The sequence below is a fragment of the Actinomadura rayongensis genome (assembly GCF_009831215.1).
Lineage (GTDB): Bacteria > Actinomycetota > Actinomycetes > Streptosporangiales > Streptosporangiaceae > Spirillospora > Spirillospora rayongensis.
This window is the reverse complement of the sequence record NZ_WUTW01000003.1, coordinates 332,539-355,443: the sequence shown is the minus strand read 5'-3', so window position 1 is coordinate 355,443 and position 22,905 is coordinate 332,539. Positions and strand designations below refer to the sequence as shown.

General features: G+C 73.9%; 24 protein-coding genes and 1 tRNA gene. 13 read left to right on the top strand and 12 right to left on the bottom strand.

The window, feature by feature from the left end; translation table 11 throughout:
- The first annotated feature begins 63 nt into the window (after window positions 1–63).
- The 8 genes from GQ466_RS18495 (at window position 64) to GQ466_RS18460 (ending at window position 7,048) form a co-directional block, all read left to right on the top strand.
- Window positions 64–909, top strand: coding sequence for an ABC transporter permease (locus GQ466_RS18495; RefSeq protein ID WP_337193534.1), 846 nt, complete (start codon window positions 64–66; stop codon window positions 907–909).
- On the top strand, window positions 906–1,646 hold the full coding sequence (locus tag GQ466_RS18490) for an ABC transporter ATP-binding protein (protein ID WP_161104208.1): 741 nt from the start codon (window positions 906–908) through the stop codon (window positions 1,644–1,646). Before GQ466_RS18495 ends, GQ466_RS18490 begins: the two co-directional genes overlap by 4 nt.
- Complete coding sequence (locus tag GQ466_RS18485; protein WP_161104207.1) at window positions 1,643–3,223, top strand: FAD-dependent oxidoreductase; 1,581 nt, start codon at window positions 1,643–1,645, stop codon at window positions 3,221–3,223. The genes GQ466_RS18490 and GQ466_RS18485 overlap by 4 nt, the downstream gene beginning before the upstream one ends.
- Window positions 3,220–3,564 (top strand): 4Fe-4S binding protein, encoded by a 345-nt coding sequence (locus tag GQ466_RS18480; RefSeq protein ID WP_161104206.1) that lies wholly within the window; start codon window positions 3,220–3,222, stop codon window positions 3,562–3,564. The genes GQ466_RS18485 and GQ466_RS18480 overlap by 4 nt, the downstream gene beginning before the upstream one ends.
- A gap of 20 nt (window positions 3,565–3,584) precedes the next feature.
- Window positions 3,585–4,559, top strand: a complete 975-nt coding sequence (locus GQ466_RS18475) for an ABC transporter substrate-binding protein (RefSeq protein WP_161104205.1) — start codon at window positions 3,585–3,587, stop codon at window positions 4,557–4,559.
- Entirely contained in the window at window positions 4,556–6,151 is a 1,596-nt protein-coding gene (locus GQ466_RS18470; RefSeq protein WP_161104204.1) for an FAD-binding protein, read from the top strand. The genes GQ466_RS18475 and GQ466_RS18470 overlap by 4 nt, the downstream gene beginning before the upstream one ends.
- Entirely contained in the window at window positions 6,148–6,486 is a 339-nt protein-coding gene (locus tag GQ466_RS18465) for a 4Fe-4S dicluster domain-containing protein (RefSeq protein WP_161104203.1), read from the top strand. The genes GQ466_RS18470 and GQ466_RS18465 overlap by 4 nt, the downstream gene beginning before the upstream one ends.
- A gap of 67 nt (window positions 6,487–6,553) precedes the next feature.
- The gene (locus GQ466_RS18460) at window positions 6,554–7,048 is read left to right on the top strand and encodes a beta-class carbonic anhydrase (protein WP_161104202.1); all 495 of its coding nucleotides are present in this window, start codon (window positions 6,554–6,556) and stop codon (window positions 7,046–7,048) included.
- Here the strand turns inward: GQ466_RS18460 and GQ466_RS18455 are convergent.
- Complete coding sequence (locus GQ466_RS18455) at window positions 7,006–7,680, bottom strand: DUF1275 family protein (RefSeq protein WP_202420723.1); 675 nt, start codon at window positions 7,678–7,680, stop codon at window positions 7,006–7,008. The two genes, GQ466_RS18460 and GQ466_RS18455, sit on opposite strands and share 43 nt — an antisense overlap.
- Before the next feature lie 112 nt (window positions 7,681–7,792).
- On the opposite strand from GQ466_RS18455, the gene GQ466_RS18450 reads away from it, so the two are divergent.
- Together GQ466_RS18450 and GQ466_RS18445 are read left to right on the top strand one after the other, a co-directional pair.
- On the top strand, window positions 7,793–9,499 hold the full coding sequence (locus GQ466_RS18450) for an MFS transporter (RefSeq protein WP_337193533.1): 1,707 nt from the start codon (window positions 7,793–7,795) through the stop codon (window positions 9,497–9,499).
- 113 nt (window positions 9,500–9,612) lie between these two features.
- Window positions 9,613–10,083 carry a MarR family winged helix-turn-helix transcriptional regulator gene (locus GQ466_RS18445; RefSeq protein ID WP_202420722.1) on the top strand — a complete coding sequence of 157 codons (471 nt, stop codon included), beginning with the start codon at window positions 9,613–9,615 and terminating at the stop codon, window positions 10,081–10,083.
- Window positions 10,084–10,102: 19 nt separating this feature from the next.
- Here the strand turns inward: GQ466_RS18445 and GQ466_RS18440 are convergent, their stop codons facing one another.
- From GQ466_RS18440 to GQ466_RS18415, 7 genes are all read right to left on the bottom strand, one after another.
- Window positions 10,103–11,272 carry an acyl-CoA dehydrogenase family protein gene (locus tag GQ466_RS18440; RefSeq protein ID WP_161104201.1) on the bottom strand — a complete coding sequence of 390 codons (1,170 nt, stop codon included), beginning with the start codon at window positions 11,270–11,272 and terminating at the stop codon, window positions 10,103–10,105.
- Window positions 11,273–11,355: 83 nt separating this feature from the next.
- Window positions 11,356–12,231 carry a TauD/TfdA dioxygenase family protein gene (locus tag GQ466_RS18435; RefSeq protein ID WP_161104200.1) on the bottom strand — a complete coding sequence of 292 codons (876 nt, stop codon included), beginning with the start codon at window positions 12,229–12,231 and terminating at the stop codon, window positions 11,356–11,358.
- Window positions 12,232–12,246: 15 nt separating this feature from the next.
- Window positions 12,247–13,020, bottom strand: coding sequence for an ABC transporter permease (locus tag GQ466_RS18430; protein ID WP_161104199.1), 774 nt, complete (start codon window positions 13,018–13,020; stop codon window positions 12,247–12,249).
- Entirely contained in the window at window positions 13,017–13,796 is a 780-nt protein-coding gene (locus GQ466_RS18425; protein WP_337193532.1) for an ABC transporter ATP-binding protein, read from the bottom strand. Before GQ466_RS18425 ends, GQ466_RS18430 begins: the two co-directional genes overlap by 4 nt.
- Window positions 13,793–14,812: an ABC transporter substrate-binding protein gene (locus tag GQ466_RS18420; RefSeq protein ID WP_161104198.1), complete on the bottom strand. Its 1,020-nt coding sequence runs from the start codon at window positions 14,810–14,812 to the stop codon at window positions 13,793–13,795. Before GQ466_RS18420 ends, GQ466_RS18425 begins: the two co-directional genes overlap by 4 nt.
- A 90-nt stretch (window positions 14,813–14,902) precedes the next feature.
- Window positions 14,903–14,980, bottom strand: coding sequence for a putative leader peptide (locus GQ466_RS33170; protein WP_378186486.1), 78 nt, complete (start codon window positions 14,978–14,980; stop codon window positions 14,903–14,905).
- A 63-nt stretch (window positions 14,981–15,043) separates the two neighbouring features.
- Window positions 15,044–16,819, bottom strand: coding sequence for a hypothetical protein (locus tag GQ466_RS18415; protein WP_161104197.1), 1,776 nt, complete (start codon window positions 16,817–16,819; stop codon window positions 15,044–15,046).
- A 327-nt stretch (window positions 16,820–17,146) separates the two neighbouring features.
- Here GQ466_RS18415 and GQ466_RS18410 point away from each other — a divergent pair, with 327 nt between their 5' ends.
- Window positions 17,147–17,485, top strand: coding sequence for a hypothetical protein (locus GQ466_RS18410; RefSeq protein ID WP_161104196.1), 339 nt, complete (start codon window positions 17,147–17,149; stop codon window positions 17,483–17,485).
- On the opposite strand, the gene GQ466_RS18405 is transcribed toward GQ466_RS18410, so the two are convergent.
- The 3 genes from GQ466_RS18405 to GQ466_RS18395 all read right to left on the bottom strand — a co-directional run bounded on the left by GQ466_RS18405 (window position 17,439) and on the right by GQ466_RS18395 (window position 19,858).
- The gene (locus GQ466_RS18405) at window positions 17,439–19,001 is read right to left on the bottom strand and encodes a hypothetical protein (RefSeq protein WP_161104195.1); all 1,563 of its coding nucleotides are present in this window, start codon (window positions 18,999–19,001) and stop codon (window positions 17,439–17,441) included. The two genes, GQ466_RS18410 and GQ466_RS18405, sit on opposite strands and share 47 nt — an antisense overlap.
- Before the next feature lie 128 nt (window positions 19,002–19,129).
- A tRNA-Lys gene (locus GQ466_RS18400) sits at window positions 19,130–19,202 on the bottom strand.
- A 68-nt stretch (window positions 19,203–19,270) separates the two neighbouring features.
- Window positions 19,271–19,858, bottom strand: a complete 588-nt coding sequence (locus GQ466_RS18395; protein WP_161104194.1) for a response regulator transcription factor — start codon at window positions 19,856–19,858, stop codon at window positions 19,271–19,273.
- A gap of 200 nt (window positions 19,859–20,058) precedes the next feature.
- On the opposite strand from GQ466_RS18395, the gene GQ466_RS18390 reads away from it, so the two are divergent.
- The gene (locus tag GQ466_RS18390) at window positions 20,059–20,868 is read left to right on the top strand and encodes a carbon-nitrogen hydrolase family protein (RefSeq protein WP_161104193.1); all 810 of its coding nucleotides are present in this window, start codon (window positions 20,059–20,061) and stop codon (window positions 20,866–20,868) included.
- Here GQ466_RS18390 and GQ466_RS18385 read toward each other — a convergent pair.
- A complete protein-coding gene (locus tag GQ466_RS18385) occupies window positions 20,835–21,773 on the bottom strand; it encodes a GlxA family transcriptional regulator (RefSeq protein ID WP_161104192.1) in 939 nt (312 codons plus the stop codon). The genes GQ466_RS18390 and GQ466_RS18385 overlap by 34 nt on opposite strands.
- A gap of 94 nt (window positions 21,774–21,867) precedes the next feature.
- Here GQ466_RS18385 and GQ466_RS18380 point away from each other — a divergent pair, with 94 nt between their 5' ends.
- Window positions 21,868–22,824, top strand: a complete 957-nt coding sequence (locus GQ466_RS18380; RefSeq protein WP_161104191.1) for an NADP-dependent oxidoreductase — start codon at window positions 21,868–21,870, stop codon at window positions 22,822–22,824.
- The last annotated feature ends 81 nt before the right edge of the window (window positions 22,825–22,905 follow it).

Here is a 22,905-nt window from a genome sequence, read left to right as displayed (position 1 = left end):
CCGCACCCGGAGCCCCCGGCTCCCCCTCTTTTCGGCCGACGACCCCGTACCCGGAGGTTCCGCGTGTCCACCGATGTCCTCGATCCGCCCCGGCCCGTGCCCAGGCCCGCGCGGACCGCCGCCCCGGCCCGCTCCGCCGCCGCCGCGCGGACCGCGCTGCGGCGGGCGCGCAAGGTCAGCGGGCTCGTCGTCGTCCTCGTGCTCTGGGAGGCCGGCGCACGCGCGGGCTGGCTCGGCAGCACCACGCCCGCGCTCAGCCAGGTCCTCGACCGGGGCGCGGAGATGATCGGCTCGGGCGAGCTGGCGTCCAACCTCGGCGTCTCGCTGCTCCGGGTGCTGAAGGGGCTCGCGATCGGGCTGCCGCTCGGCCTCGGGCTCGGCCTCCTCGCCGGGCTGCTGCGCGTCGGGGAGGACATCGTCGACGCGCCCGTCCAGGCGCTGCGGATGCTGCCGCACCTCGCGCTCGTCCCGCTGTTCATCATCTGGTTCGGCATCGGCGAGACGTCCAAGGTCGGGCTGATCGCGGTCGGCGTCGTGTTCCCCCTCTACATCAACGTGTTCCACGGCATCCGGGGCGTGGACGAACGGCTCGTGGAGTCCGCGCGGTCGTGCGGGCTCGGCCGGCTCGGGCTGATCCGGCGCGTCATCCTGCCGGGCGCGCTGCCGCAGATCCTCGTCGGGCTGCGGCAGTCCCTCGGCCTCGCCTGGCTGACGCTCGTCGTGGTCGAGCAGTCCGCGACCAGCGCCGGCATCGGGTTCGTCATCAACCAGGCCACCCAGTTCCTGCGGATGGACACGGTTTTCGTGGTGCTCGTCGTCTATGCGCTGCTCGGCGTCGGCACCGACCTGCTCGTGCGGGGCATCGAGCGCCGGGCGCTCGCCTGGCGGAGGGGACTGGTGGCCCGATGAGCACCACGACGGCGACCGCGTCCGGGGTGCGGGTGCGCGGCCTCACCCGCGCGTTCGGCGGCCGGACGGTCCTGGCCGGCGTCGACCTCGACATCGCGCCCGGCGAGTTCGTCGCGCTGCTCGGCGCGAGCGGCACCGGCAAGAGCACGCTGCTGCGGGCGCTCGCGGGCCTGGACGGTGACGCCCGCGGCGACGACGTCGACGTCCCGGACCGGCGCGCCGTCGTCTACCAGGAGCACCGGTTGCTGCCGTGGAGCCGGGTGTGGCGCAACGTCGTCCTCGGGCTGGACGGCCGCGACCTGCGGCGGCGCGCGGTGGCCGCGCTCGCCGAGGTCGGCCTGGACACCCACGCCGACGCCTATCCGCTGACGCTGTCGGGCGGTGAGTCGCAGCGCGTCGCGCTGGCCCGCGCGCTCGTCCGGCGGCCCGACCTGCTGCTGCTGGACGAGCCGTTCGGTGCGCTGGACGCCCTCACCCGGCTGAGGGCGCAGGCGCTCGTCGCGGACCTGTGGGCCGAGCACCGGCCCGCCGTCCTGCTCGTCACGCACGACGTCGAGGAGGCGTTGCTGCTCGCCGACCGCGCGCTGCTGCTCGCGGACGGCCGGATCGTGCGCGAGTACGCCGTCGGCCTGCCCCGGCCGCGCTCGCTCGAGGACCCGCGTTTCGTCGCGCTGCGCCGCGACCTGCTCGCCGGGCTCGGCGTCACGCCCGCCCGCACTGCCGAGGAGGCATCATGACCGACCTGACCGCCGACGTGTTCGTGGCGGGCGGCGGCCCCGCCGGGGCCTGGGCCGCGATCAAGGCCGCCGAGGCGGGGGCGAGCGTCGTCCTCGCGGACAAGGGCTACCTCGGGACGAGCGGCGCGACGGCGTCCGGCGGGACGGGCGTCTGGTACGTCGAGCCCGACCCGGCGGCGCGTGAGGCTGCGATGGCGTCCCGTGAGAGCCTCGGCGGTCACCTCGCCGACCGGGACTGGATGGCCCGCGTCCTCGACCAGACCTACGCGAACATGAGGGAGATCGCGGAGATCTCCCGCTACCCGTTCCCCGAGGACGCCGACGGACGCCAGATCCGGCGCGGCCTCCAGGGTCCGGAGTACATGCGGCGGATGCGCGTCCGGGTGCGCCGGTCGGGCGTGCGGATTCTCGACCACAGCCCGGTCACCGAACTGCTCGCGGACGCGTCCGGGGCGGTCGCCGGGGCCGCCGGGCACCGGCTGCGCGCGGACGAGCCGTTCCGCGTCCGGGCGGGCGCGGTCGTGCTCGCGACGGGCGGGTGCGCGTTCCTCAGCAAGGCGCTCGGCTGCGACGTCAACACCGGCGACGGAGCGCTGTTCGCGGCGGAGGCGGGCGCGGAGCTGTCGGGGATGGAGTTCTCCAACGCCTACGCGATCGCGCCCGCGTTCACGTCCGTGACGAAGACGGCGTTCTACTCGTTCGCGACCTTCTACCACCAGGACGGCAGCGTGCTGGAGGGCGCGGGCAGCCGGCGTGGCCGCTCGGTGATCGCGCGGACGCTGCTGCGCGAGCCGGTGCTGTGCCGCATCGACCGCGCGACGGAGGACGAGCGGCGCGCGATGCGGCTCGCCCAGCCCAATTTCTTTCTGCCGTTCGACAGGCAGGGCATCGACCCGTTCCGCGACCTCTTCCCCGTCACGCTGCTGGCCGAAGGGACGGTACGCGGGACGGGCGGCATCCGGATCGCCGGGAACGACTGCTCCACGTCGGTGCCCGGCCTGTTCGCGGCGGGCGACGCGGCGACCCGCGAGCTGATCTGCGGCGGTTTCACCGGCGGCGGCAGCCACAACTCGGCGTGGGCGATGTCATCGGGCACGTGGGCCGGGCAGGGCGCGGCGCGGTACGCGGCCGGGCTCGGCGGACGGGCCGGGACGCGGACCGTCCGGGCGCTCGGCGAGGCCGGGATCCGCCCGTCCCGCGCGGACGGCTCCGGGCCCGGCCACCGTGAGGTCGTCGCCGCCGTGCAGGCGCAGGTGCTGCCCTACGACAAGAACTACCTGCGGCACGGCGACCGGCTCGCGCCCGCACTGGACGTCCTCGACGCCGCCTGGCGCGATCTGCGCGCGACGCTGCGCGCCGACGGCGCGGACGGCGTGCGCGCCCGGTCCGCCGCCGCGATGGCCGCGCACGCCCGCTGGATGTACCGCGCCGCGCTGGCCCGCACCGAGACGCGCGGGATGCACAAGCGCGAGGACCGTCCCGGCCAGGACCCGGCCCAGCACCACCGGCTCGTCACCGGGGGCCTGGACGAGGTCTGGAACCGTCCCGAGACGCCCGTCCCGGCGGTGGCGTCGTGATCGAGATCGTGTCGCGGGAGCGCTGCATCGCGTGCGACAAGTGCATCGAGGTCTGCCCGACCAACGTCTTCGACCGGGGCGCGGACGGCATCCCCGTCCTCACCCGCCGCGACGACTGCCAGACCTGCTTCATGTGCGAGGCGTACTGCCCGGTCGACGCCCTGTTCGTCGACCCGCGCTCGCACCCGCTGCCCGCGCCGCCCGACGAACGGGCCCTCGCCCGTGACGGCAGCCTCGGCGCGTACCGGCGGCAGATCGGGTGGGGCCGGGGCCGGACGCCCGGCGCGAAACTCGCCGTCGGCCCCGCCCTCGACCGCTCCACCGGACCCCTCACCTCCTGATCCGTTCGAAAGGCACCACCGTGAAACTCGCGTTCCCCCGGCTGCTCGCCGCCGGCCTTCTCGTCCTGGCCGCGACGGCGTGCGGCACGTCCGACGCCGACGCCGGGTCCGGGACGCTCCGCATCGGCGTCATCGGCTCCGGCGTCGGCAACAAGCTCAACGGCGCGGTCGGCTTCCTCAGCGAGCGCGGCGGGCTGCTGCCGGAGCTGAAGGCGGCGGGCGTCACGAAGATCCAGGTCGCGACGTTCCCGAACGGCCCCGACCTGAACCAGGCGCTCGCCGGCGGCTCGCTCGACCTCGCGACCTACGGCGACACGCCCGCGCTCGTCGCCCGGGGGAAGGGCCTGCCGACCCGGCTGATCGGGCTGTCGCAGATCAACCTGGACGCCGCCGTCGTCGCGCGCAAGGGCGGGCCGACGTCGCTGAGGGAACTGGCGGGCAAGCGGATCGGCGTCCAGGTCGGGTCGTACATCCACCGCTACCTGCTCGCCGCGCTCCAGCAGGCCGGCGTCAAGCCCGCGCAGATCATCCACATGTACACGCCCGCGATCGTCGCGGCGCTGGACAAGGGCTCGATCGACGCGGGCGCGCTGGTGTCCGCCGACCGGTACGCCGAGGAGCAGAAGGGCTTCAAGGCGATCGACGTGGCGTCGCGGGACCACCCGGACGTCCTCGGCACGTCCGCGACGGTCGTCACGCAGAAGTACCTCGACGCGCACCCGGCCATCGTCAGGGCGTGGCAGGGCGCCCAGGTCAAGGCCGTCCGGACGGCCAAGGCCGACTGGCCCGCCTACACCGCGTTCGCCGCCAGGGTCGGCGGCTACCGGCCGGAGGTGACGCTGAAGACCACGCTGCCCGCGCAGCTTCCCGACGAGCCGTTCCCGGCGCGCGGGCGCACGCTGCTGGAGGGCACGAAGACGTTCCTCGTCCAGCAGAAACTCGTCGCCGAGGACTTCCCGCTGGACTCCTGGATCGCCCCGGGAGCGAAGGCGTGAGCGAACGGGAGGCCGACGTCCTCGTCCTCGGCGGCGGGCCCGCCGGGACGTGGGCGGCGCTCGCGGCGGCGGACGCGGGCGCGCGGGTCGTCCTCGCGGACAAGGGCTACTGCGGCACCAGCGGGCCGACCGCGTCCGGTGGCAACAACCTCTGGTACGTCCCACCGGACCCCGAGGCCCGGGCGACGGCCGTCGCCGCGCGGTTCGAGGCGGGCGGACGGCTCGGCGACCGCGCCTGGATGGCCCGCGTCGTGGACGAGACCTACCGCCGCGTCGGCGACCTCGCCGCGTGGGGCTACCCGTTCCCTTCCGAGGACGGCGCCGAGGTGCGCGGCAGCCTCCAGGGGCCGGAGTACATGCGGCGGATGCGCCGCCGCGTCCACCGGGCCGGCGTGACGATCCTCGACCACCATCCGGCGCTGCGGCTGCTCGTGGACGACCGGGGCGTCGCGGCGGGCGCGTCCGGCCTCGCCCGGCAGCGCGACGCCGAGCCGTGGACCGTCCGCGCCGCCGGCGTCGTGCTCGCCACCGGCGGCTGCGCGTTCCTGTCCGGCGCGTTCGGGACGAACGTGGACACCGGTGACGGGCACCTGATGGCCGCCGAGCTGGGCGCGGAGCTGTCGGGCATGGAGTTCTCCGCCGCGTACGCGCTGTCCCCGGCGCACGGCGCCCACACCAAGGGCCTGATGATGCAGTTCGCGACCTACACCCTCGGGGACGGGACGCTCGTGGACGTCCCCGATCCGCTCGGGGCCCGCGAGCGGATCGCCGAACTCCTCGCGGCGGGCGAGCGGGTGTTCGCGCGGCTGGACCGCGCGCCCGCGGAGCTGCGCGAGGCGATGCGGCAGGCGCAGCCGAACTACTTCCTCCCGCTGGACAAGGCGGGCATCGACCCGTTCCGCGACCGCTACCCGGTGCGGATGGTGCTGGAGGGCACCGTGCGGGGGACCGGCGGGCTGCGGATCGTCGGGGACGACTGCGCGACGACCGTCCCGGGGCTGTTCGCCGCCGGGGACGTCGCGACCCGCGAACTCGTCAGCGGCGCGGTCAGCGGCGGCGGCGCGTACAACGGCGCGTGGGCGATCGCGTCCGGGACGTTCGCCGGACGCGGGGCCGCGCGGTTCGCCGCGGGACGGGGCCGGCCGCACGCCGTCCCGTCCGGCGGCGCCGGGCCGGCGGGCGGGACGCTCGACCCCGCCGCGGTCGTCGCCGCCGTCCAGGCCGAGGTGCTGCCGCTCGACCGCAACTACTTCCGCACCCGCGACGGCCTGCGCCGCTCGCTCGCCCGGCTGGACGCGCTCTGGCGGCGGCTGTCGGCCGAGGGCCTGGCGGGCACGGGCCGGGGCCGGCTGCGCGCCCGGGAGGCCGCCGCGCTGACGGCGCACGCCCGCTGGGCCTACCGGGCGGCGCTGGCCCGCGAGGAGTCGCGCGGCCTGCACCGGCTGGAGGACCTGCCGCTGCGCGCGGACCTCGAACACCGGATACGCGTCGGCGGCCTGGACGAGCCGTGGACCGTCCGCGAGCCGCCCGAGGATCCCCGGCTCGCGCCGCCGCCGGTCTCCCGGGACGACGCCCCCGGAGCGCTCACATGATCGAGGTGGTGAGCGCGGCGCGCTGCGTGACCTGCGACATCTGCATCAGGGTGTGCCCGACGGACGTGTTCGAGCGGGGCGCGGACGGCGTCCCGGTCATCGCGCGGCAGGGCGACTGCCAGACCTGCTTCATGTGCGAGGCCCACTGCCCGGCGGACGCGCTGTACGTCGCGCCGTTCGCCGATCCCGTCCCGCCGGGCTCGCCGCACGCCGACGAGGACGTCCTCGGCGCGGCGCTCGGCGAGTACCGGCGTCTCGTCGGCTGGGGCGGCGGACGCACGCCCGGCAGCCGTCTGGACAAGAACCACCTGTTCACGCGCCGTCTCCGGAGTTAAGTCTATTAATCCGACCTCTTTTGCATGATTATGGGAGCGTCACCGGACGACCACGCGAAGGAGCGTCATGAGCGTCACCGACGAGCTGCTGGCCAACGCCGAGCGGTACGCGGCGGGCTTCGACAAGGGCGACCTGCCCCTGCCGCCCGCCAAGCAGGTGGCCGTCGTCGCCTGCATGGACGCGCGCCTCAACCCCTACGGCGTCCTCGGCCTCGCCGAGGGCGACGCGCACGTCATCCGCAACGCGGGCGGCGTGATCACCGCCGACGAGCGCCGCAGCCTGGCCATCAGCCAGCGCCTGCTCGGCACCCGCGAGATCATCCTCATCCACCACACCGACTGCGGGATGCTCACCTTCACCGACGAGGAGTTCCGGACGGCCGTCCAGCAGGACACCGGCGTCCGCCCCGACTGGTCGGCGGAGGCGTTCACGGACCTGGAGGACGACGTCCGCCAGTCGATCGCCCGCATCGAGGCCGACCCGTCCATCCCCCACAAGGACGCGGTGCGCGGCTTCGTCTACGAGGTGGAGACGGGCCGTCTCCGCGAAGTGAAGCGCTGACCCGCGGCGAACGACGCCAGCAGCAGCGCGACGCACCCGGCGGCGAGTGCGAGGCTCGGCGCGAGCCCGAGGCCCCGCAGGGCCAGGGCGCCGAGCAGCGCGCCCGCCGCCATCAGCGCGACGGCGGCGGTGCGGCGCGCCCAGCGGGCGAAGGTGCGGCCGGACGTGGCGTCCGCCGCGAGCCGCGTCAGCGTCGTCGTGAGGACGGTCGTCGGTAGATCAGGGGAGAGGTGGGCGCGCAACGCCCCGTTGCGGCACCCCATCGCCAGCGCCAGTAGCGCGATCACCGGATAGCGCGGGACGGACGCCAGGGCCGCCGTGAGCGCGGCGAAAGTCGTGAGGGCCGTCTCGGCGAGCAGCGCCGCCATGAGCCGCCGCGCGTCCGGGGCGAACCGGGCGGCGAGCCAGCCGCCGAGCGCGGCGCCCGCGGTGAACGCGGCGAGCGAGACGGCCGAGCCGGGCACGGAGAAGCCGGGCGTCCGCGCGGCGGCCAGGCCGAGGACGATGACGTTCCCCGTCATGTTCCCGGTGAAGATCCGGCCGAGCCCGACATAGCTGACGGCGTCGAGGAAGCCGGTCAGCGCGGTCAGTCCCAGCAGCGTGCCGAGCACCCGCCGGCTCTCTGGTCTCACGCAAAAAGCATTCCCCGGCAGGCATGGCCGGAACGGGACGGCGACTTTCCGGGCATTCAGGACCTATAGTTTGCTTAGTACAAGCAAGTAAATCCTCCCGAAGGATGCCCCTGTGCCCTCGAAGCACTACCACTGGGTCGCGCTGAGCAACACGACGCTCGGCATGCTCCTCGCGACCGTCAACTCCTCGATCGTGATCATCTCCCTGCCCGCCATCTTCCGCGGGATCCACCTCGACCCGCTCAAGCCGGGCAACGTCAGCTACCTGCTGTGGATCCTGATGGGCTACATGCTCGTCTCGGCCGTCCTCGTCGTGACGCTCGGCCGTCTCGGCGACCTGTTCGGCCGCGTGCGCATGTACAACGCGGGGTTCGCGGTGTTCACCGTCGGGACGCTCGTCCTCGCGTTCGACCCGTTCCAGGGCGGCGCGGGAGCGCTCTGGCTGATCGGCTGGCGCGTGTTCCAGGGCATCGGCGGCGCGATGCTGATGGCCAACTCCGCCGCGATCCTCACCGACGCGTTCCCCGCCCACCGCCGGGGCATGGCGATGGGCGTCAACCAGGTCGCGGGCATCGCGGGCAGCTTCGTCGGGCTCGTCGCGGGCGGCCTGCTCAGCGAGATCGACTGGCGGCTCGTCTTCTTCGTCTCCGCGCCGATCGGGATCGCCGGGACGGTCTGGGCGTACTTCTCCCTGCGCGACACCGGCCGCCGCAACCCCGGCGCGAAGATCGACTGGCTCGGGAACGTCACGTTCGCCGTCGGCCTCACCGCGCTGCTCGCCGCGATCACCTACGGCATCCAGCCCTACGCCGGGCACGACATGGGCTGGACGAACCCCTGGGTCCTCGCCGGGATCATCGGCGGCGTCGCCGTCCTCGTCGCGTTCTGCGTCATCGAGACGCGCGTCGAGAGCCCGATGTTCCACCTCGACCTGTTCCGCATCCGCGCGTTCGCGGCCGGGAACTCCGCCGGGCTGCTCACCGCGATCTCGCGCGGCGGCATGCAGTTCATGCTGATCATCTGGCTCCAGGGCATCTGGCTCCCGCTGCGCGGCTACGCCTACGAGGACACGCCGCTGTGGGCGGGCATCTACCTGCTGCCGCTGACGGTCGGGTTCCTCGTCGCCGGGCCGCTGTCGGGGACGCTGTCGGACCGCTACGGCGCACGGGTCTTCTCCACCGGCGGCCTGGTCGTCGCGGCGCTGTCCCTGCTCGGCCTGCTGATCATCCCGACCGACTTCTCCTACTGGGCGTTCGCCGGGCTGATCTTCCTGAACGGCGCCGGGACGGGCCTGTTCGCGGCCCCCAACTCCGCGGCGATCATGAACTCCGTCCCGGCGAACCAGCGCGGCGTGGCGTCCGGCATGGCCGCGACGTTCACCAACGCCGGGATGGTCCTGTCCATCGGCGTGTTCTTCTCGCTGATGATCGCCGGGCTGGCCGACACGCTGCCGCGCACGCTGACGTCCGGCCTGACCGCGCACGGGGTACCGTCCGGCGTGGCCACCGAGATCGGGAACCTGCCGCCCGTCGGGACGCTGTTCGCCGCGTTCCTCGGCTACAACCCGGTCGAGAGCCTGCTCGCGCCGACCGGGACGCTCGCGACGCTCAGCCCGGCGGACCGTTCCGCCCTCACCGGCCACACCTACTTCCCGCACCTGATCTCCGACCCGTTCCACCACGGCCTCGTGATCGTGTTCGGGCTGGCGATCGGGATCACGCTCCTCGCGGGCGTGGCGTCGGTGCTGCGCGGTGGACGGTACGTCCACGAGGAGAAGGAGCCCGAGCCGCGCGGGAAGGTGGCCGTCGGCGAAGGGTGACGCGGCGCCTGGGAGTGTTTGCGGGCGTTCGCACGTTATTTTCGTGGAAGGCGTTGACCACGCCGCCCGTTCCCCCGGTGCACGCGGGTGCCCCCACGTTCCAAGGAGTCCCGTTGAACGCAGTCGCGACGGACGGCCGCACGCCCGGCACGGCGCCGGACGTGGCGCCCGCCGACCTCGAACTGTCCGACCGGCTGCGCAACGCGCTCGGCCGGCTGCACCGCCGCGCCCGCCGTCACACCCCGCAGGCGCTGACGGTGGGCCAGGTGTCCACGCTCGCGGCCGTCGAGGCGATCGGGCCGGTCCGGCTGGTGGACCTGGCCGACCACGAGGGCGTCCGCGCTCCCACGCAGAGCCGCGTGGTGGCGACGCTGGAGGACATGAGCCTGCTGGCGCGCACGGCCGACCCCGCCGACCGCCGCGCCTGCCTGCTGACGATCACCGACGAGGGCCGCGCCTGGCTGGACCGCCTGCGCGCCGACCGGACGGCCTTCTACGCGACGCGCATCGCGGCGCTGCCGCCCGAGCAGCGGGCGGCGCTGGCCGCCGCGCTGCCGGCCCTGGAGGCCCTGGCCGCCCCCTGAGACGGCCAGGACCCCCGGGTCATTGCTCCCCGGCCGCGAGCAGGCCGAGGACGGATTTGCCGACCAGTTCGTGGACGGTCGCGGAGTTCGCCGGATGGAACGTCCCGGCGAGGACGTCGCGGTACAGGCGCGACAGCTCGCCGGTGCGCAGGGCGCCCGCGCCGGCGGCCTTGACGGCGTGGTCCACGACGCGCTTGGCGGACTCGGTGGCGTGGTACTTGACGGCGACGAGCTTCACCGGCCAGTCGTCGCCGTGGTCGACGCCCGCCGCCCAGTCGTCGGCGACGCGCTCGACGTGCGCGAGGACGCCCTCCAGCTCGACCGTCGCCTCCGCGACCGACCACTGCACGTACGGGTCGTGCGCGACCGGACGGCCGAGCTTCACCGACGGCCGCCGCTTCGCCGACGCGACCGCGAGGTCCAGGGCGCGCCGCGCGAGCCCGTAGTAGACGCTCGCGAACAGCACCTCCGCCCACGCGAAGATCGACGCGACGAACGGGTCGCCGGTCGGCCCGGCGGCGAGCACGCGCGCGACGCGTCCGGCGGGCACCGGGACGTCGGCGAGGTGGGTGTCGTCGCTGCGCGTGGCGCGCTGGCCCACGGTGTCCCAGGTGTCCTCGATCCGGATCCCGGCCGCGTCCCGGTCCACGAACGCGTGGACGATCTTCGGGTGCTCGGGGTCGGAGTCGTCCAGGGCGTGCACGCCGAGCCGCGTCCAGACCGGCGACAGCGACGTGAACGTCTTGTGCCCGGTGATCCGGTAGCCGCCGTCGGCCTGCGGGACGGCGACCGTCCGGGCGTACTCCAGGTCGCGGTCGTTGCCGGGCTCGCCGTGCCCGGCGGCGAACACCTCGCCGGCGGCGGCCTCGCGCAGCAGCCAGTCCAGCGAGTCGTCGCCCGCGCGGTGCAGGTCGGCGGCGACGCCCGTCCAGTAGAGGTGCATGTTGGTGGCGAGGGCGGTCGCGGGCGCGTGGTAGGCGAGACGGCGCTGTGCGGCGGCGACCTCCGGCAGGCCGAGGCCGGCGCCGCCGAACGCGGGCGGCAGCGCGACGGTGAGGTACCCGGCGGCGCGCAGGTCCGCGAAGTCCTCGTGGAAGAAGGCGTTCTCGCGGTCGTAGCGGTCGGCGCGGCCCGCGAACGCGGCGAGCAGGTCGTCGGGCAGGACGGGGTTCTCGTGCGTGACGGTCATGCGCGGCTCTCCACAGGGAAGGCGACCGCCGCGTCCCCGGAGGAGGACCCGAGGGAGGAGGGGACGCGGCGGCCGGGCTCGGATCAGGCGGCCGGCGTGTAGTGGGCGGCGGCGTCGCCCTCGACGATGCGGCTGCGCTCGCCGGTCACCCCGGCGGGCACGTCGCCCGCGACGGTGACGCGGTGCAGGACGCGCGGCAGGTCGCCGTAGTCGTCCGGCGCGTAGTGCTGGGTGATGCGGTTGTCGAACACGACGACGTCGCCGGGGTTCCAGACGACGCGCAGCAGGTTCTCCGGACGCGTCACGTAGCTCTGCAGAATGCGCAGGATGTCGCGCGACTCGCTGGAGGACAGGTCCACGATCCGCTCGGCGAACCCGCCGATGAACAGTCCGCGCTCACCCGTCTCCGGGTGGACGCGCACCACCGGATGCGCGGTCTTGTAGCGCTTGGCGGTGAACGTGCGCCGGTACGAATCGGCCGCGTCCCCGTCGCCGCGCGGAAGGATGTAGTCGTGGGCGTTGCTGTGGACGGCCCACAACCGATCGGCGAACTCCCGCAGCGGCTCGGGCAGGTCCCGGTACGCGGCGGCGGCGTTGGCGATCAGTGTGTTGCCGCCGTAGGGCGGGACGACGAGGGCGCGCAGCGTGCTCACCGCCGGGGGCGTCCGGATGAACGTGACGTCGGTGTGCCAGTGGTTGGAGCGGATGCCCTCCTCGGCGTCCACCGGGAGGATGTCGGGACGGTCGTCGACGGGCGGCAGCGTCGGGTGCGCCCGCGTCAGGTCGCCGAACCGGGACGCGAAGCGGATCTGCCCGTCCTCGTCCAGGCCCGCGTCCCGGAACACGAGCGCCTTGTGCTCCAGCAGCAGCCCGTTCAGCTCGTCGTACGGCACGGCGTTGGGGTCGGCGCCGGTGATCTCGGCGCCGATGCGCCCGCCGATGCGGCGGATCTCGGTCATGGTCGTGAGCCCTTCCTAACGGCGGACGGTGGGGTCGGCGAACCGCAGCAGCAGGCGCAGCAGCCCGTCGAAGAGGAGGCCGAGCACGGCGATCCACGCGATCCCGGCGAAGATCAGCGGGGTCTGGAGGTAGTTGCCGGCCTGGAGGATGAGGAAGCCGACGCCGCCGGTCGCGGCGATCATCTCGGCGGCGATGATGCTGGTCCACGCGCCGCCCATCGCGATGCGCATGCCGGTGATGACGCCGGGCACGGCCGCGCGCAGCCGGACGTGGACCATCGTGCGCAGCGGGGACGCGCCGAGGCTGCGGCTGGCGTGCAGCAGCCCGTCGGGCACCGCGTCGAGGGCGCCGAGCGTCGCGATCGTGACGATCGGCAGCACCCCGAAGAAGATCAGCGCGATCTTGGACGTCTCGCCGATCCCGAACCACACGACGAGCAGCGGGATGAACGCGATCGGCGGCAGCGGGCGCAGGACGCCGATCAGCGGGTCGGCCAGCTCCCGGACGATCCGGATCCCGGCCATCGCCGCGCCGAGCACCAGGCCCGCCGCCGTCCCGAGGACGAACCCGGCGACGATGCGGCCGGTGCTGATCAGCGCGTCCTCGACCAGCGTCTTGCCCTGCACCTCGGGATACGTGTGCGTCAAATACTTCGCCAGGGTGTGGACGGTCTCGGTGACGGTCGGCAGCGTCACGCTGTCGCCGATCGCGAGCGCGGCCAGCTCCCACACGGCGAGGGCGAGGCCGAGGGCCGCCGCCCCGGTGCCGATCCTGCGGACGTCCCTCATCCCTCCAGCACCTCCCGGATCCGCCGCTTGGCCTGCACGAACGCGAGCGTCTCGGTGTCGTCGTAGCTGCGCGGGCGCGGCAGGTCGACGGTGAGGACGTCCTTGGTCCCGCCGGGCGGCGCCGACAGCACGCACACCCGGTCGCCGAGCAGCGCGGCCTCCTCGACGTCGTGCGTGACGAACACGATCGTCGTCCGGCGCTGCTGCCACAGGTCGAGCAGGAACCGCTGCATCGCGGCGCGGGTGATCGCGTCGAGCGCGCCGAACGGCTCGTCCATGAGCAGCACGCCCGGCCGGTTGATCAGCACGCGGGCGAACGCGGCGCGGTGCCGCATCCCGCCCGACAGCTCGTGCGGGTAGGCGTCGCGGGCGTCGGCGAGCCCGACCGTCGCCAGCAGCGCTTCGGCCTCGGCGCGGACCTCGGGGGTGAGCGCGCCGCGCGCCTTCGGCCCGTACAGGACGTTCTGCCAGGTCGTCAGCCACGGGAACAGCATCGGCGTCTGGAACAGCACGCCCCGGTCGTGGCCAGGCCCGGTCACCGGACGGTCCCCGACGACGACCTCGCCGGAGTCGGCCGGGACGAACCCGGCGAGAATGTTGAGCAGCGTGGACTTCCCGCAGCCCGACGGCCCGAGCAGGCACAGGAACTCGCCGGGCGCCACGTCGAGGCTGACGCCGTCCAGCGCGGGACGGCCGGCGCGGCGCCGCCGGTGGAAGGTCTTGCGGACGTCGCGCAGCCGCACCCCGGTGGGACGCGCGACGGTCAACGTGCTCACTTGCAGCCGCCCCGCTGCGCCTTGGCCCAGAAGCGCGGGTCGATGTGCGCGGCGATCTCCGCGTCGGACGGGACGGCCTTCGCGCGTCCCTGCGTCACCAGGAACTCGGCCGTGAGCTTGAAGTTCTGCGCGAGCCTTCCGGTGGCGGACGTCCCGTCCGGCCCCTGGAGCCACGCGGTCTCCTCGGCCTTCGGGACGTAGGGGTAGCCCTTCGTCGCCGGGATCGCGTCGGCGGGCTTCACGCCGAGGTACTTGGTCGCGGCGGTGATGTACTTGTCGGCCTGCGGGCCCTTGACGACCTCCTGCGCTTGGGACACCTGGCAGACGAGCTGCTGCACGACGTCGGGGTTCTTGCGCGCGTACGCGCTGGTCACGGCGAGCGAGTTGACGGCCGCGTACCCGAGCTTCGCGATGTCGGCGGCGGAGACGAGCACGTTCGCGCCGTGCTTCTTCAGGTCGAGCAGGAACGCCTGGCTGATGTAGACGGCGTCGATCTTCCCGGCCTTCCAGGCGGCGGCCTCGGCGGCCTCGCTGGCGAAGCTCGCGACCTGCACCTTCCCGGCGAGGTTCTGCGACTTGAGCCAGCCGCGGAGCTGGAAGTCGAGCGTGGAGCCGACGAGGACGCCCACCTTCCTGAGGTCGGCGGGCGTCTTGACCTTGGCGTTCACGGCGAGGCCGGACTCGTCCAGGCTCTCCACGAACACGACCTGGATGTCGGTGCCGCTGGTGAACGCGCCGACGATCGGGGGGTTGCCGACCGCCGAGACGGCCGGGAACGCCCCGGCGCGGAGCTGGGCGAGCCCGGCGACGCCGCTGTCGATCGGCCGCAGCTCGATCTTCGCCGGGACCTTCTTCGCCAGGTCGGGGTTGCCGGCGACGACGGCGTCCGGCCCGGCGACCGCGCCCTGGAAGTAACCGATCTTCAGGGTGCCGGTGCCGCCGCCCGCGCGGTCGCAGCCGGCGAGGCCGAGCGCGAGCAGCGGGGCCACGGCGGCGGCGAGGGTCTTTCTGAGCATGGTGCGAGGGCTCCTAGGACAGGCGCCGGCCCGCGGTCGCCGTCGGGCGCCGCGCCGGGCCGGGGGGTGGGGAGGACGTGCGGGGGCGGGTCAGGCGTGACAGCCCGCCGCGGTGACACGCCGGAGATCGACGTGCCGCCGCCGGACGAGGATCAGCCGAACGCGCATGACCGTATGAGACCACGCGTCGGCACGGTTAGGCAACTATTCCTACCGATTTGGTTCCAAACCTCAGTTGGTCCGGGACGTGGGCAGGTGGGGGCCGATGTGCCCGATGTACACGCGGCCGGTCGGTCCGCACGTGTCGTCGTAGAAGTGCAGCCGGGGCGCCGGGGGACGCGGGCCGTCGATCTTGATGTGCGCGGCAAAGAAGGCGCGGCCGGTCGGGTGCGTCTCCGGACGGACCGGGAACATCCGGGCGTTCCGGTACCGGGGGTCGGCGTTCACGTTCTCCGACTCGCCGAGCGCCACGATGTTCGCGCTGATCAGCGCGCCGGGACGGCCCGCGCGGATGAACGCGTGGACGTCCGCCAGATGCGGGACGGGCTCGCGCCGGTCCGCCGCGTGCGCCTCCCGGCGGGCCCGCGCGTAGGCGTCCAGGGTGGCGAGCGCGTCCCACGTCCGTCGCCGCCAGACCTGGGCCTTCGGGTAGGCGTCGAGCGCGGTGGTGCCCGCCGGGTCCAGGTCGTCCAGGAGCAGCAGCGGGAACCGGGTGGCCGCCGCCGTCAGCAGCGCGCCGAAGTCGGCGGGGACCTCGTCCGTCGTCGCGCGCGACCGGGCGGGCCGGACGCTCGGCCGCGCGACGGACTCGGCGCGGGCCAGCCGGATCGCCAGCAGCCCCCGCTCGCGGACGGCCACGTCGCGCTCCTCCTCGGCGATCTCCAGCGCCTGCGCGTAGACGTCGCGGTCGGTCAGCGCGTCGTGGAGCTGCCGTTCCAGCGCGGGATCGTCCAGGCGGGCGCGGGTCTCGTCCAGCTCGGCGGCGAGCCGGTCGGCGCGTTTCGCGGCGGCCTCGCGGCGGCACTCGGCCCGCTGCAGCGCCTGCCGCGTCGCGGTGTGCCGCTCCCGGGCGCGGGCCAGCTCGTCCTCCAGCCGCCGGACGCGCTCGCGCAGCCGAGCCAGGTCGCCGTCGGTCCGGTCGTCGCCGGGCGGACGGGGGAGCAGCGCGACGGTCGCCGCCGCCAGCCCCGCCGGAGGCGTCGCGGCCCGCGCCGACAGCGCCTCGTCCACCAGCCGCTGGTAGGTCGCCGACCGGCTCGCGTGGCTGGTGCCGAGCCGCTGCTCGGTCATCGACGGATCGCACGGCGCGGGGAAGTACCGGGCGCCGCACGCCGGGATCGGCTGCCGGGGGAGCCGCCGGTTGAGCGCGTCGCGGCCCTCCTCGGTGATCAGCGCCATCGCGACGACGCCCGGGAACAGGCCGTAGGACGCCGACTTCGGCGACTCGGTGCCGATGCTGACGACGAACAGGCCGACCGTCCGCGCCGGGTCGGCGATGATCCTGAGCGGCTCCTCGATCTCGTCCGGCTCGTCGTCGTGCTCGGGGGACCACAGCTCCGCCTCGTCCAGGCACAGCACGCCGGACGGATCCCGAAAGTCCGCGCCGTGGATGCCGAGCATCCGGCACGGCGAGGTGACGTCGTACCACCACCCGTGCTCGCAGTCGGCGGCCACCGCCCACTCGCACGTCCGTCCGGCGTCCTCGCCGCCCTGCCGCAGCATGACGGCGGCATGAACGTGCCCGGCCCGCGGATCGTCCCACCGGACGGTCGTCCGCGCCTCCAGCCCCGTCGCGGTGGACGCGAACTCCCATCCCGCGAGGTCGAGCGTCTCCTCCTCGGCGACGCGGGCGATGTCGGCGGCGAAGCGGCGGACCGGCTGCCGCCCGGCGACGGTCGCGTCCCCGCGCATCCACACGCGCAGGACCGGGGGCGCGCCGTCGCGCCCGCCGTGCCGCACCGCGCGCGCCGCACCGCGCGGCGGGGTGACGATGGGACGCGTGTCCATGCACGGACCGTATCCGCCCACCAGAACACCTGTCCCCGAAACCGTCATCCTGCCGCCCGCCCGCGCCATTCCGGGGCCGCCGAAAGAGCCGGGAATCGCCGGAGGTGGAAAAAAATCGCCGGAAACGGTGGCCGAATATGCCCATCCGGGAAAAACGCCTAGTCCGGGGCGTTCCGCTCGGCGAGCATGGAAGGCGCGGTGGGGCCCGCGTTCCTCCGGACCCCGGAGTCTCCATGATCACCGATTTCGACGCGTCGCCGCTGGTCGTCGCCCTGCCGCGCATCCGCGCCGACGCCGTCACGCCCCGCCTAGCGCGCGGCACCCCACATGAACGCGAAATTCGCTCGCTTCCGCTGCGCTTCCCTGTACGGCGACGGCCTCGCCGTCGGCGCGCCGCTCGGCGCGTCGGCCACCCGCTGCGTCCGGACGTCGCTGACGGCCCGGCGGACGGCGCAGCGGCTGGCGCGCGACGCCGACCTGCACGCCTACCTGATCAAGCAGATGCCGAACCTCGGCTTCCTGACCCACATCACCCTGACCGCCACCGGCATCACCGCAGTGGTCACGGCCGCCGACCAACTGACAACCCTCCTCGACCACCTAACCCCCCGACGCCCGTTCAGGCCGTCGGATCGAGCGCGCGCAGAAGCGCCAGGAAACCGTTGAGCTGAGCGAGCTGCTCGGGCGTCAGCGGGTCGGGACTGAAGTGCATCGTCTCGTTGCGGATGGCGTTGACGGACTTGAGCAGGTCGAAGAACAAGCCCCGGTCCACGTCCCAGTCGAGGCGCGCCCAGTTCTCGTCGGTGTCCAGCAGAAAGCGGTAATTGCCGAGGGTGAGCGCGGCGGCGGACCGGGCGCTGTCGCGGCTGCGGCGCGGCGCGCTCTTGCGGATCTCGGCGAGCGGCACCTTCTCGTCCACACGCCGCCGGAGACGCCGTTCGGCCTCTTCGATGAGGACGAACGGGCGGGCGAGATCGCCGAATTGCTGGGTCAGGTCCGCCGTGCTGATGATGCCGCTGACGGTCCGCTTGTCGGAGCTTCGGACGAACACGAAACCCCGCGTATAGATCTGCTCGATCTGATCGAGGAGCGGTTCGTCCTGGTCGACGAGCGGGACCGAGACGGTGGCCTGGTCGAGCGAGGGATCGGGGTCGGACATGCGCGCCCGGCCGATGGACTCCCAGCTCACCGCGCCGTGGAACGTCCCGTCCTCGGCGATGACCGCGAGCTGGGAGTACCCGAGCGCGACCATCGTGGTGACCACGCTCCGCAGGGACCGTCCGGGAGGGACGGACATGACGCCCTTGCCCGCCGCCTCCAGGTCGCCGATGCGCAGCGTGAGCGGCGGCAGGTCGGCGACGTCCTGGGTGTCCTCGGCGCGCTGCGCGTCGGTGTCGGTCTGGCCGGCGGCGGGCTCCTCGCCGAGCGGCACGAGCTGGATCGTGCTGCCGATCCAACCCTCGGTGAACGGCGGACGGGTCGTCAGGCCCTTCTCGGCCAGGTCGGCCTCGATCCGCTCGACCGTGGCGTTGGTGCGGCGGACGGCGTCCCAGAGCGAGAGGAACGACCGGATCGGCATCCGGATCGGATCCGCGGGATCGCGTTCGGCGGCCTGCGCCAGGAGTTCGGACCGGGATGCCGATCCGTACGCGTCCGCGTCGGCGTCCTGCGCCGGTCCGGGGTCGGTGCCGTGCTCGGCGAGATGCGCGATACGGGCGTCGGCATCGGCCCGGTTCAGGCCGCAGACGGTCAGGAGGGACCCCATGCTGTCGAGGAGATCCTGCCTGACGGCGTCCCGGGGAATGTCCGTGCGCAGCCACCGAACAGGCCGCACATGGCGAGAATCCTCCGGGGCGTCGGCGCGGTACTCATAAGGTCCGGTCACCCGGCCGATCGCGATCGTCCCTCGCGATTTGACGGGCATGACGACGTGGTCGCCGACTTCGATGACCGCGCGGAAACGCCAGAGCTGGCCCGTCCAGTTCGCGATGCGCGCCTTTCCGCCGCCCGGATAAGCCTGGGCGATGAGCGCGCGGAGCTCTTCTTTGGTGGCGGCCCGGCTCATGTCGCCGAGTTCGTTCCAGCCCACGATGACCAGCCCGTCGGCGAGCGCGACCCGCTCGCGCTCCCCGCGCCGCCCACCGCGTACGAGCCATGCCGCGGGAACCCGCGAACCGGTCATGATGTGCCTCCTAGCCCACGAGCGGCCCATCTTTCCGTAAAAGGCCGTGCGCTCGAAACCGGCGCTCAGGTGGGGCAAGTGTGGAGACGGAGAAGGGCGAACGCTGGTGCGTTCGCCCTTGGGTGCGGTGCGCCGTCAGGGACTTGAACCCCGAACCCGCGGATTAAGAGTCCGCTGCTCTGCCAATTGAGCTAACGGCGCTTGTCGCTCGGCCTGCGTGCTGGCGACAGGAAGAAGACTAGCAGCGGGCCGGGGACTGCGCGAATCGTTTAAACGGGCCGGTCGGGGGCCGTCACCACGCTCATCATGCCGCGCCACAGGGCGATGGCGGTGGCGCGGGAGCCGACGCCGAGCTTGGAGTAGATCCGGTTCACGTGGTTCTTGACGGTCTTCTCGCTCAGGAAGAGCTGGCGGGCGATCTCGCCGTTGGAGCGGCCGGACGCGATCAGGTCCATGACCTCGGCCTCGCGGGCGGACAGGCCCAGGCTCGTGCGGGACGCGTCGCGCACGCCGCGGATCAGGTCGGCGACGGTGAACGCCCCGGGGACGAGGTGGCCGCTCGCGCCGGCGCGCAGCGCGGTCTCGACCGTCGCGCGGTCGCCCTGCGGGGCGAGCACGAACACGCGGGACGCGCGGCTCAGCGGCGCCGTGTGGCCGCCGAGGGTGGCGTCGGCGTCGAGCAGGACGATGTCGGGCCGGACGCGTTCGGCCAGTTCGGCGGCCTCGTCCCCACCGGACGTCTCCGCCACGACCTCCAGTTCGGCGCTGCCCTTGAGCAGGGCCACCACCTCGGCGCGGGCGTGCGGATCGCCGTCCACGACGAGGACGCGCAGTGGGGCCGTTTCGTCAACGTTCATCCCGCCTCCGGCGGTCGCCCTTGGCTTTTATAAGGTCGGAGCATAACCGTCCCATGAACCAAGGTCGATGGACACAACGACGCGCCGCAGATCATGCGGGCATGGTCGGGACGAAAGGGTCCCCGCGCGGGCCGGAGGTGGACATTCGCCCGGCCGTCCCGTCTGCTAAACCGGAGTCGGGAGCGCCGAGGGAGGCTTGCATGGTCCGGATCGCCGTCGCGCAGTTCGAGCCGGGAATGGACAAGGACGCCAACCGCGACCGGGTGGCGGACCTCGTCGCGTCCGCCGCCGCGCAGGGCGCCCGCGTCGTCATCCTGCCCGAGTACTCGATGTTCACGGCGCCGCGCATGGACGAGCGGTTCGTGACGTCCGCCGAGCCGCTGGACGGCCCGTTCGTCGCCGCGCTCGCCGCGTCCGCGCGCAAGCACGGCGTGCACGTCGTCGCGGGGTTCGCCGAGCGCACCGGCGATCCGGAGCGCGCGTCCAACACGCTGCTGGCCCTCACCCCGGACGGTGAAATAGCCGCCGGCTACCGCAAAACCCACCTGTTCGACGCGTTCGGCTACCGCGAGTCGGACTTCCTCGTCCCCGGCCCGCTCGCCGACCCCGAGCTGTTCACCGTGGACGACCTGACGTTCGGCCTCCAGACCTGCTACGACGTCCGGTTCCCCGAGGTGACGCGGCGGATCGTGGACGCGGGCGCCGACGTCCTCGCGCTGCCCGCCGAGTGGGTGCCCGGCCCGCTCAAGGAGGACCACTGGCGGACGCTCGTGCGCGCCCGCGCCATCGAGAACACGATCTACGTGGCCGCCGCCGACCAGTCCGGCCGCGCCGGCGCGGGCAACAGCATGATCGTCGACCCGATGGGCGTCGTGGTCGCGTCCCTGGGCGAGGCGCCCGGGGTCGCGGTGGGGGAGATCGCGCGGGAGCGAGTGGACGCCGTCCGGAACGTGAACCCGGCGCTGGAACTGCGGCGCTACACGGTGGTGCCCCGGAACGTCCGCCGGTAGTGCTGCGGCGGGACGCCGACCGCGGCCTGGAAGTGCAGCCGCAGTGACGCCCCGGTGCCGAATCCGGCGCGGTGCGCCACGGCGTCGACGGAGTGGTCGGTCGTCTCCAGCAGGTGCCGGGCCCGCTCGACGCGCTGCCGGACGAGCCACTGGCCGGGCGACACGCCGGTCTCGGCGCGGAACCGGCGGGTGAACGTCCGGACGCTGACGCGCGCGTGCCCGGCGAGGTCGGCGAGCGTGAGGGGCCGGTCGAGCCGGTCCAGCGCCCAGGCGCGGGTCGCGGCGGTCCCGCCGTCGGCCGCTCCGGGGACGGGACGCTCGATGAACTGCGCCTGCCCGCCGTCGCGCCAGGGCGGGACGACGCACCGCCGCGCGACCCGGTTGGCGACCGCGCTGCCGTGGTCGCGCCGCACGAGGTGCAGGCAGAGGTCCACGCCCGCCGCGACGCCCGCCGAGGTGAGGACGTCGCCGTCGTCCACGAACAGCACGTTCGGGTCCACCTTCACCTGCGGGAACGCCCGCTGGAGCCGGTCGGCCTCGTTCCAGTGCGTGGTGGCCGGACGGCCGTCGAGCAGCCCGGCGGCGGCGAGCACGAACGCGCCGGTGCAGAGCCCCACGACGCGCGTGCCGGGCCGCACCCCGGCGAGGACGTCGCGCGGCGCGCCGGGCGCGTCCGCCGTCGGCGGGACGATCACGGTGTCGACCGCGGCGAGCAGGGACGCGTCGTGCTCGACGGCCAGCGTGAAGTCCGCCGCCGTCCGGACCGGGCCGCCGTCGACGCTGCACGTCGTGACCGTGTAGAGCGGCGCGTCATCGGCGTCGCGGGCGCTGTCGAAGATCCGGGCGGGGATGGCCAGCTCGAACGGCAGGACGCCGTCCAGCGCGAGGACGCCGATGCGGTGCATGGCCGGATCTTGGCACATGTTGGCCTGCGGGCCACTGCCGGGGCACGGCACCCGCCGGGCACGCTGGGCCGCACCGACGAGAGAGGACCAGCTCATGCCTGCTGCGCCGACGATGCGCGCCGTCGTCCAGGACCGTCCGGGCGGCCCGGACGTCCTGCGGATCGCGGACGTTCCGCGCCCCGCCCCGCTGCCCACCGAGATCCTGGTGCGGGTGCACGCCGCCGGAGTCAACCCCGCCGACTGGAAGACGCGGGAGCGCGGCGTCTTCCCGACGGGGGAGCGCCCGCCGTTCACGCCCGGCTGGGACGTGTCCGGGGTGGTCGAGGAGGTCGGCGCCGGCGTCACGCTGTTCCGGCCGGGGGACGAGGTCTTCGGCATGCCCCGTTTCCCCCACCCCGCCGGGGCCTACGCGGAGTACGTGACGGCTCCCGCGCGGCATTTCGCGCCCCGCCCGGCGCCGCTCGACCACGTCCGCGCGGCGGCCGTGCCGCTGGTCGGTCTGACGGCGTGGCAGGCGCTGGTCGACACCGCCGACGTCCGTCCGGGGCAGCGGGTGCTGGTCCACGCGGCGGCCGGCGGCGTCGGCCATGTGGCGGTCCAGATCGCCAAGGCGCGCGGCGCGCACGTGCTCGGAACGGCCCGCGCCGCCAAGCACGCGTACCTGCGCTCGCTGGGCGCGGACGAGCTGATCGACTACACGACCGAGGACGTCGCGGCGGCCGGCCCGGTGGACGTCGTGCTGGACGCGCTCGGCGGCGACTCCTGGACGCGGTCCCTGGCGCTGCTGCGGCCGGGCGGAACGCTGGTCTCGCTCCTGCCGCCGGGACCCGGCTGGCCCGCCGACGCGGCGCGCGAAGCCGGGGTGCGGGCCGTGTTCGTGCTGGTGGAGCCGGATCCGATCGGGCTGCGGGAGCTGGCGTCCCTGATCGAGAAGGGCGCGCTGACCGTCCGGGTGGACGCGACGTTCCCGCTGGCGGAGGCGGCTGCGGCGCACGCGCTCGGCGCGGCGGGCCGGACGACCGGAAAGATCGTCCTCACCTTGCCGGGATGAGGCGACGGCCGCCGGGCCGGCCGTCCTGATTCTGCTGCTCGGCCCGGTGTCCGGACTTCGACGCCGCGCGGCTTGCCGGCG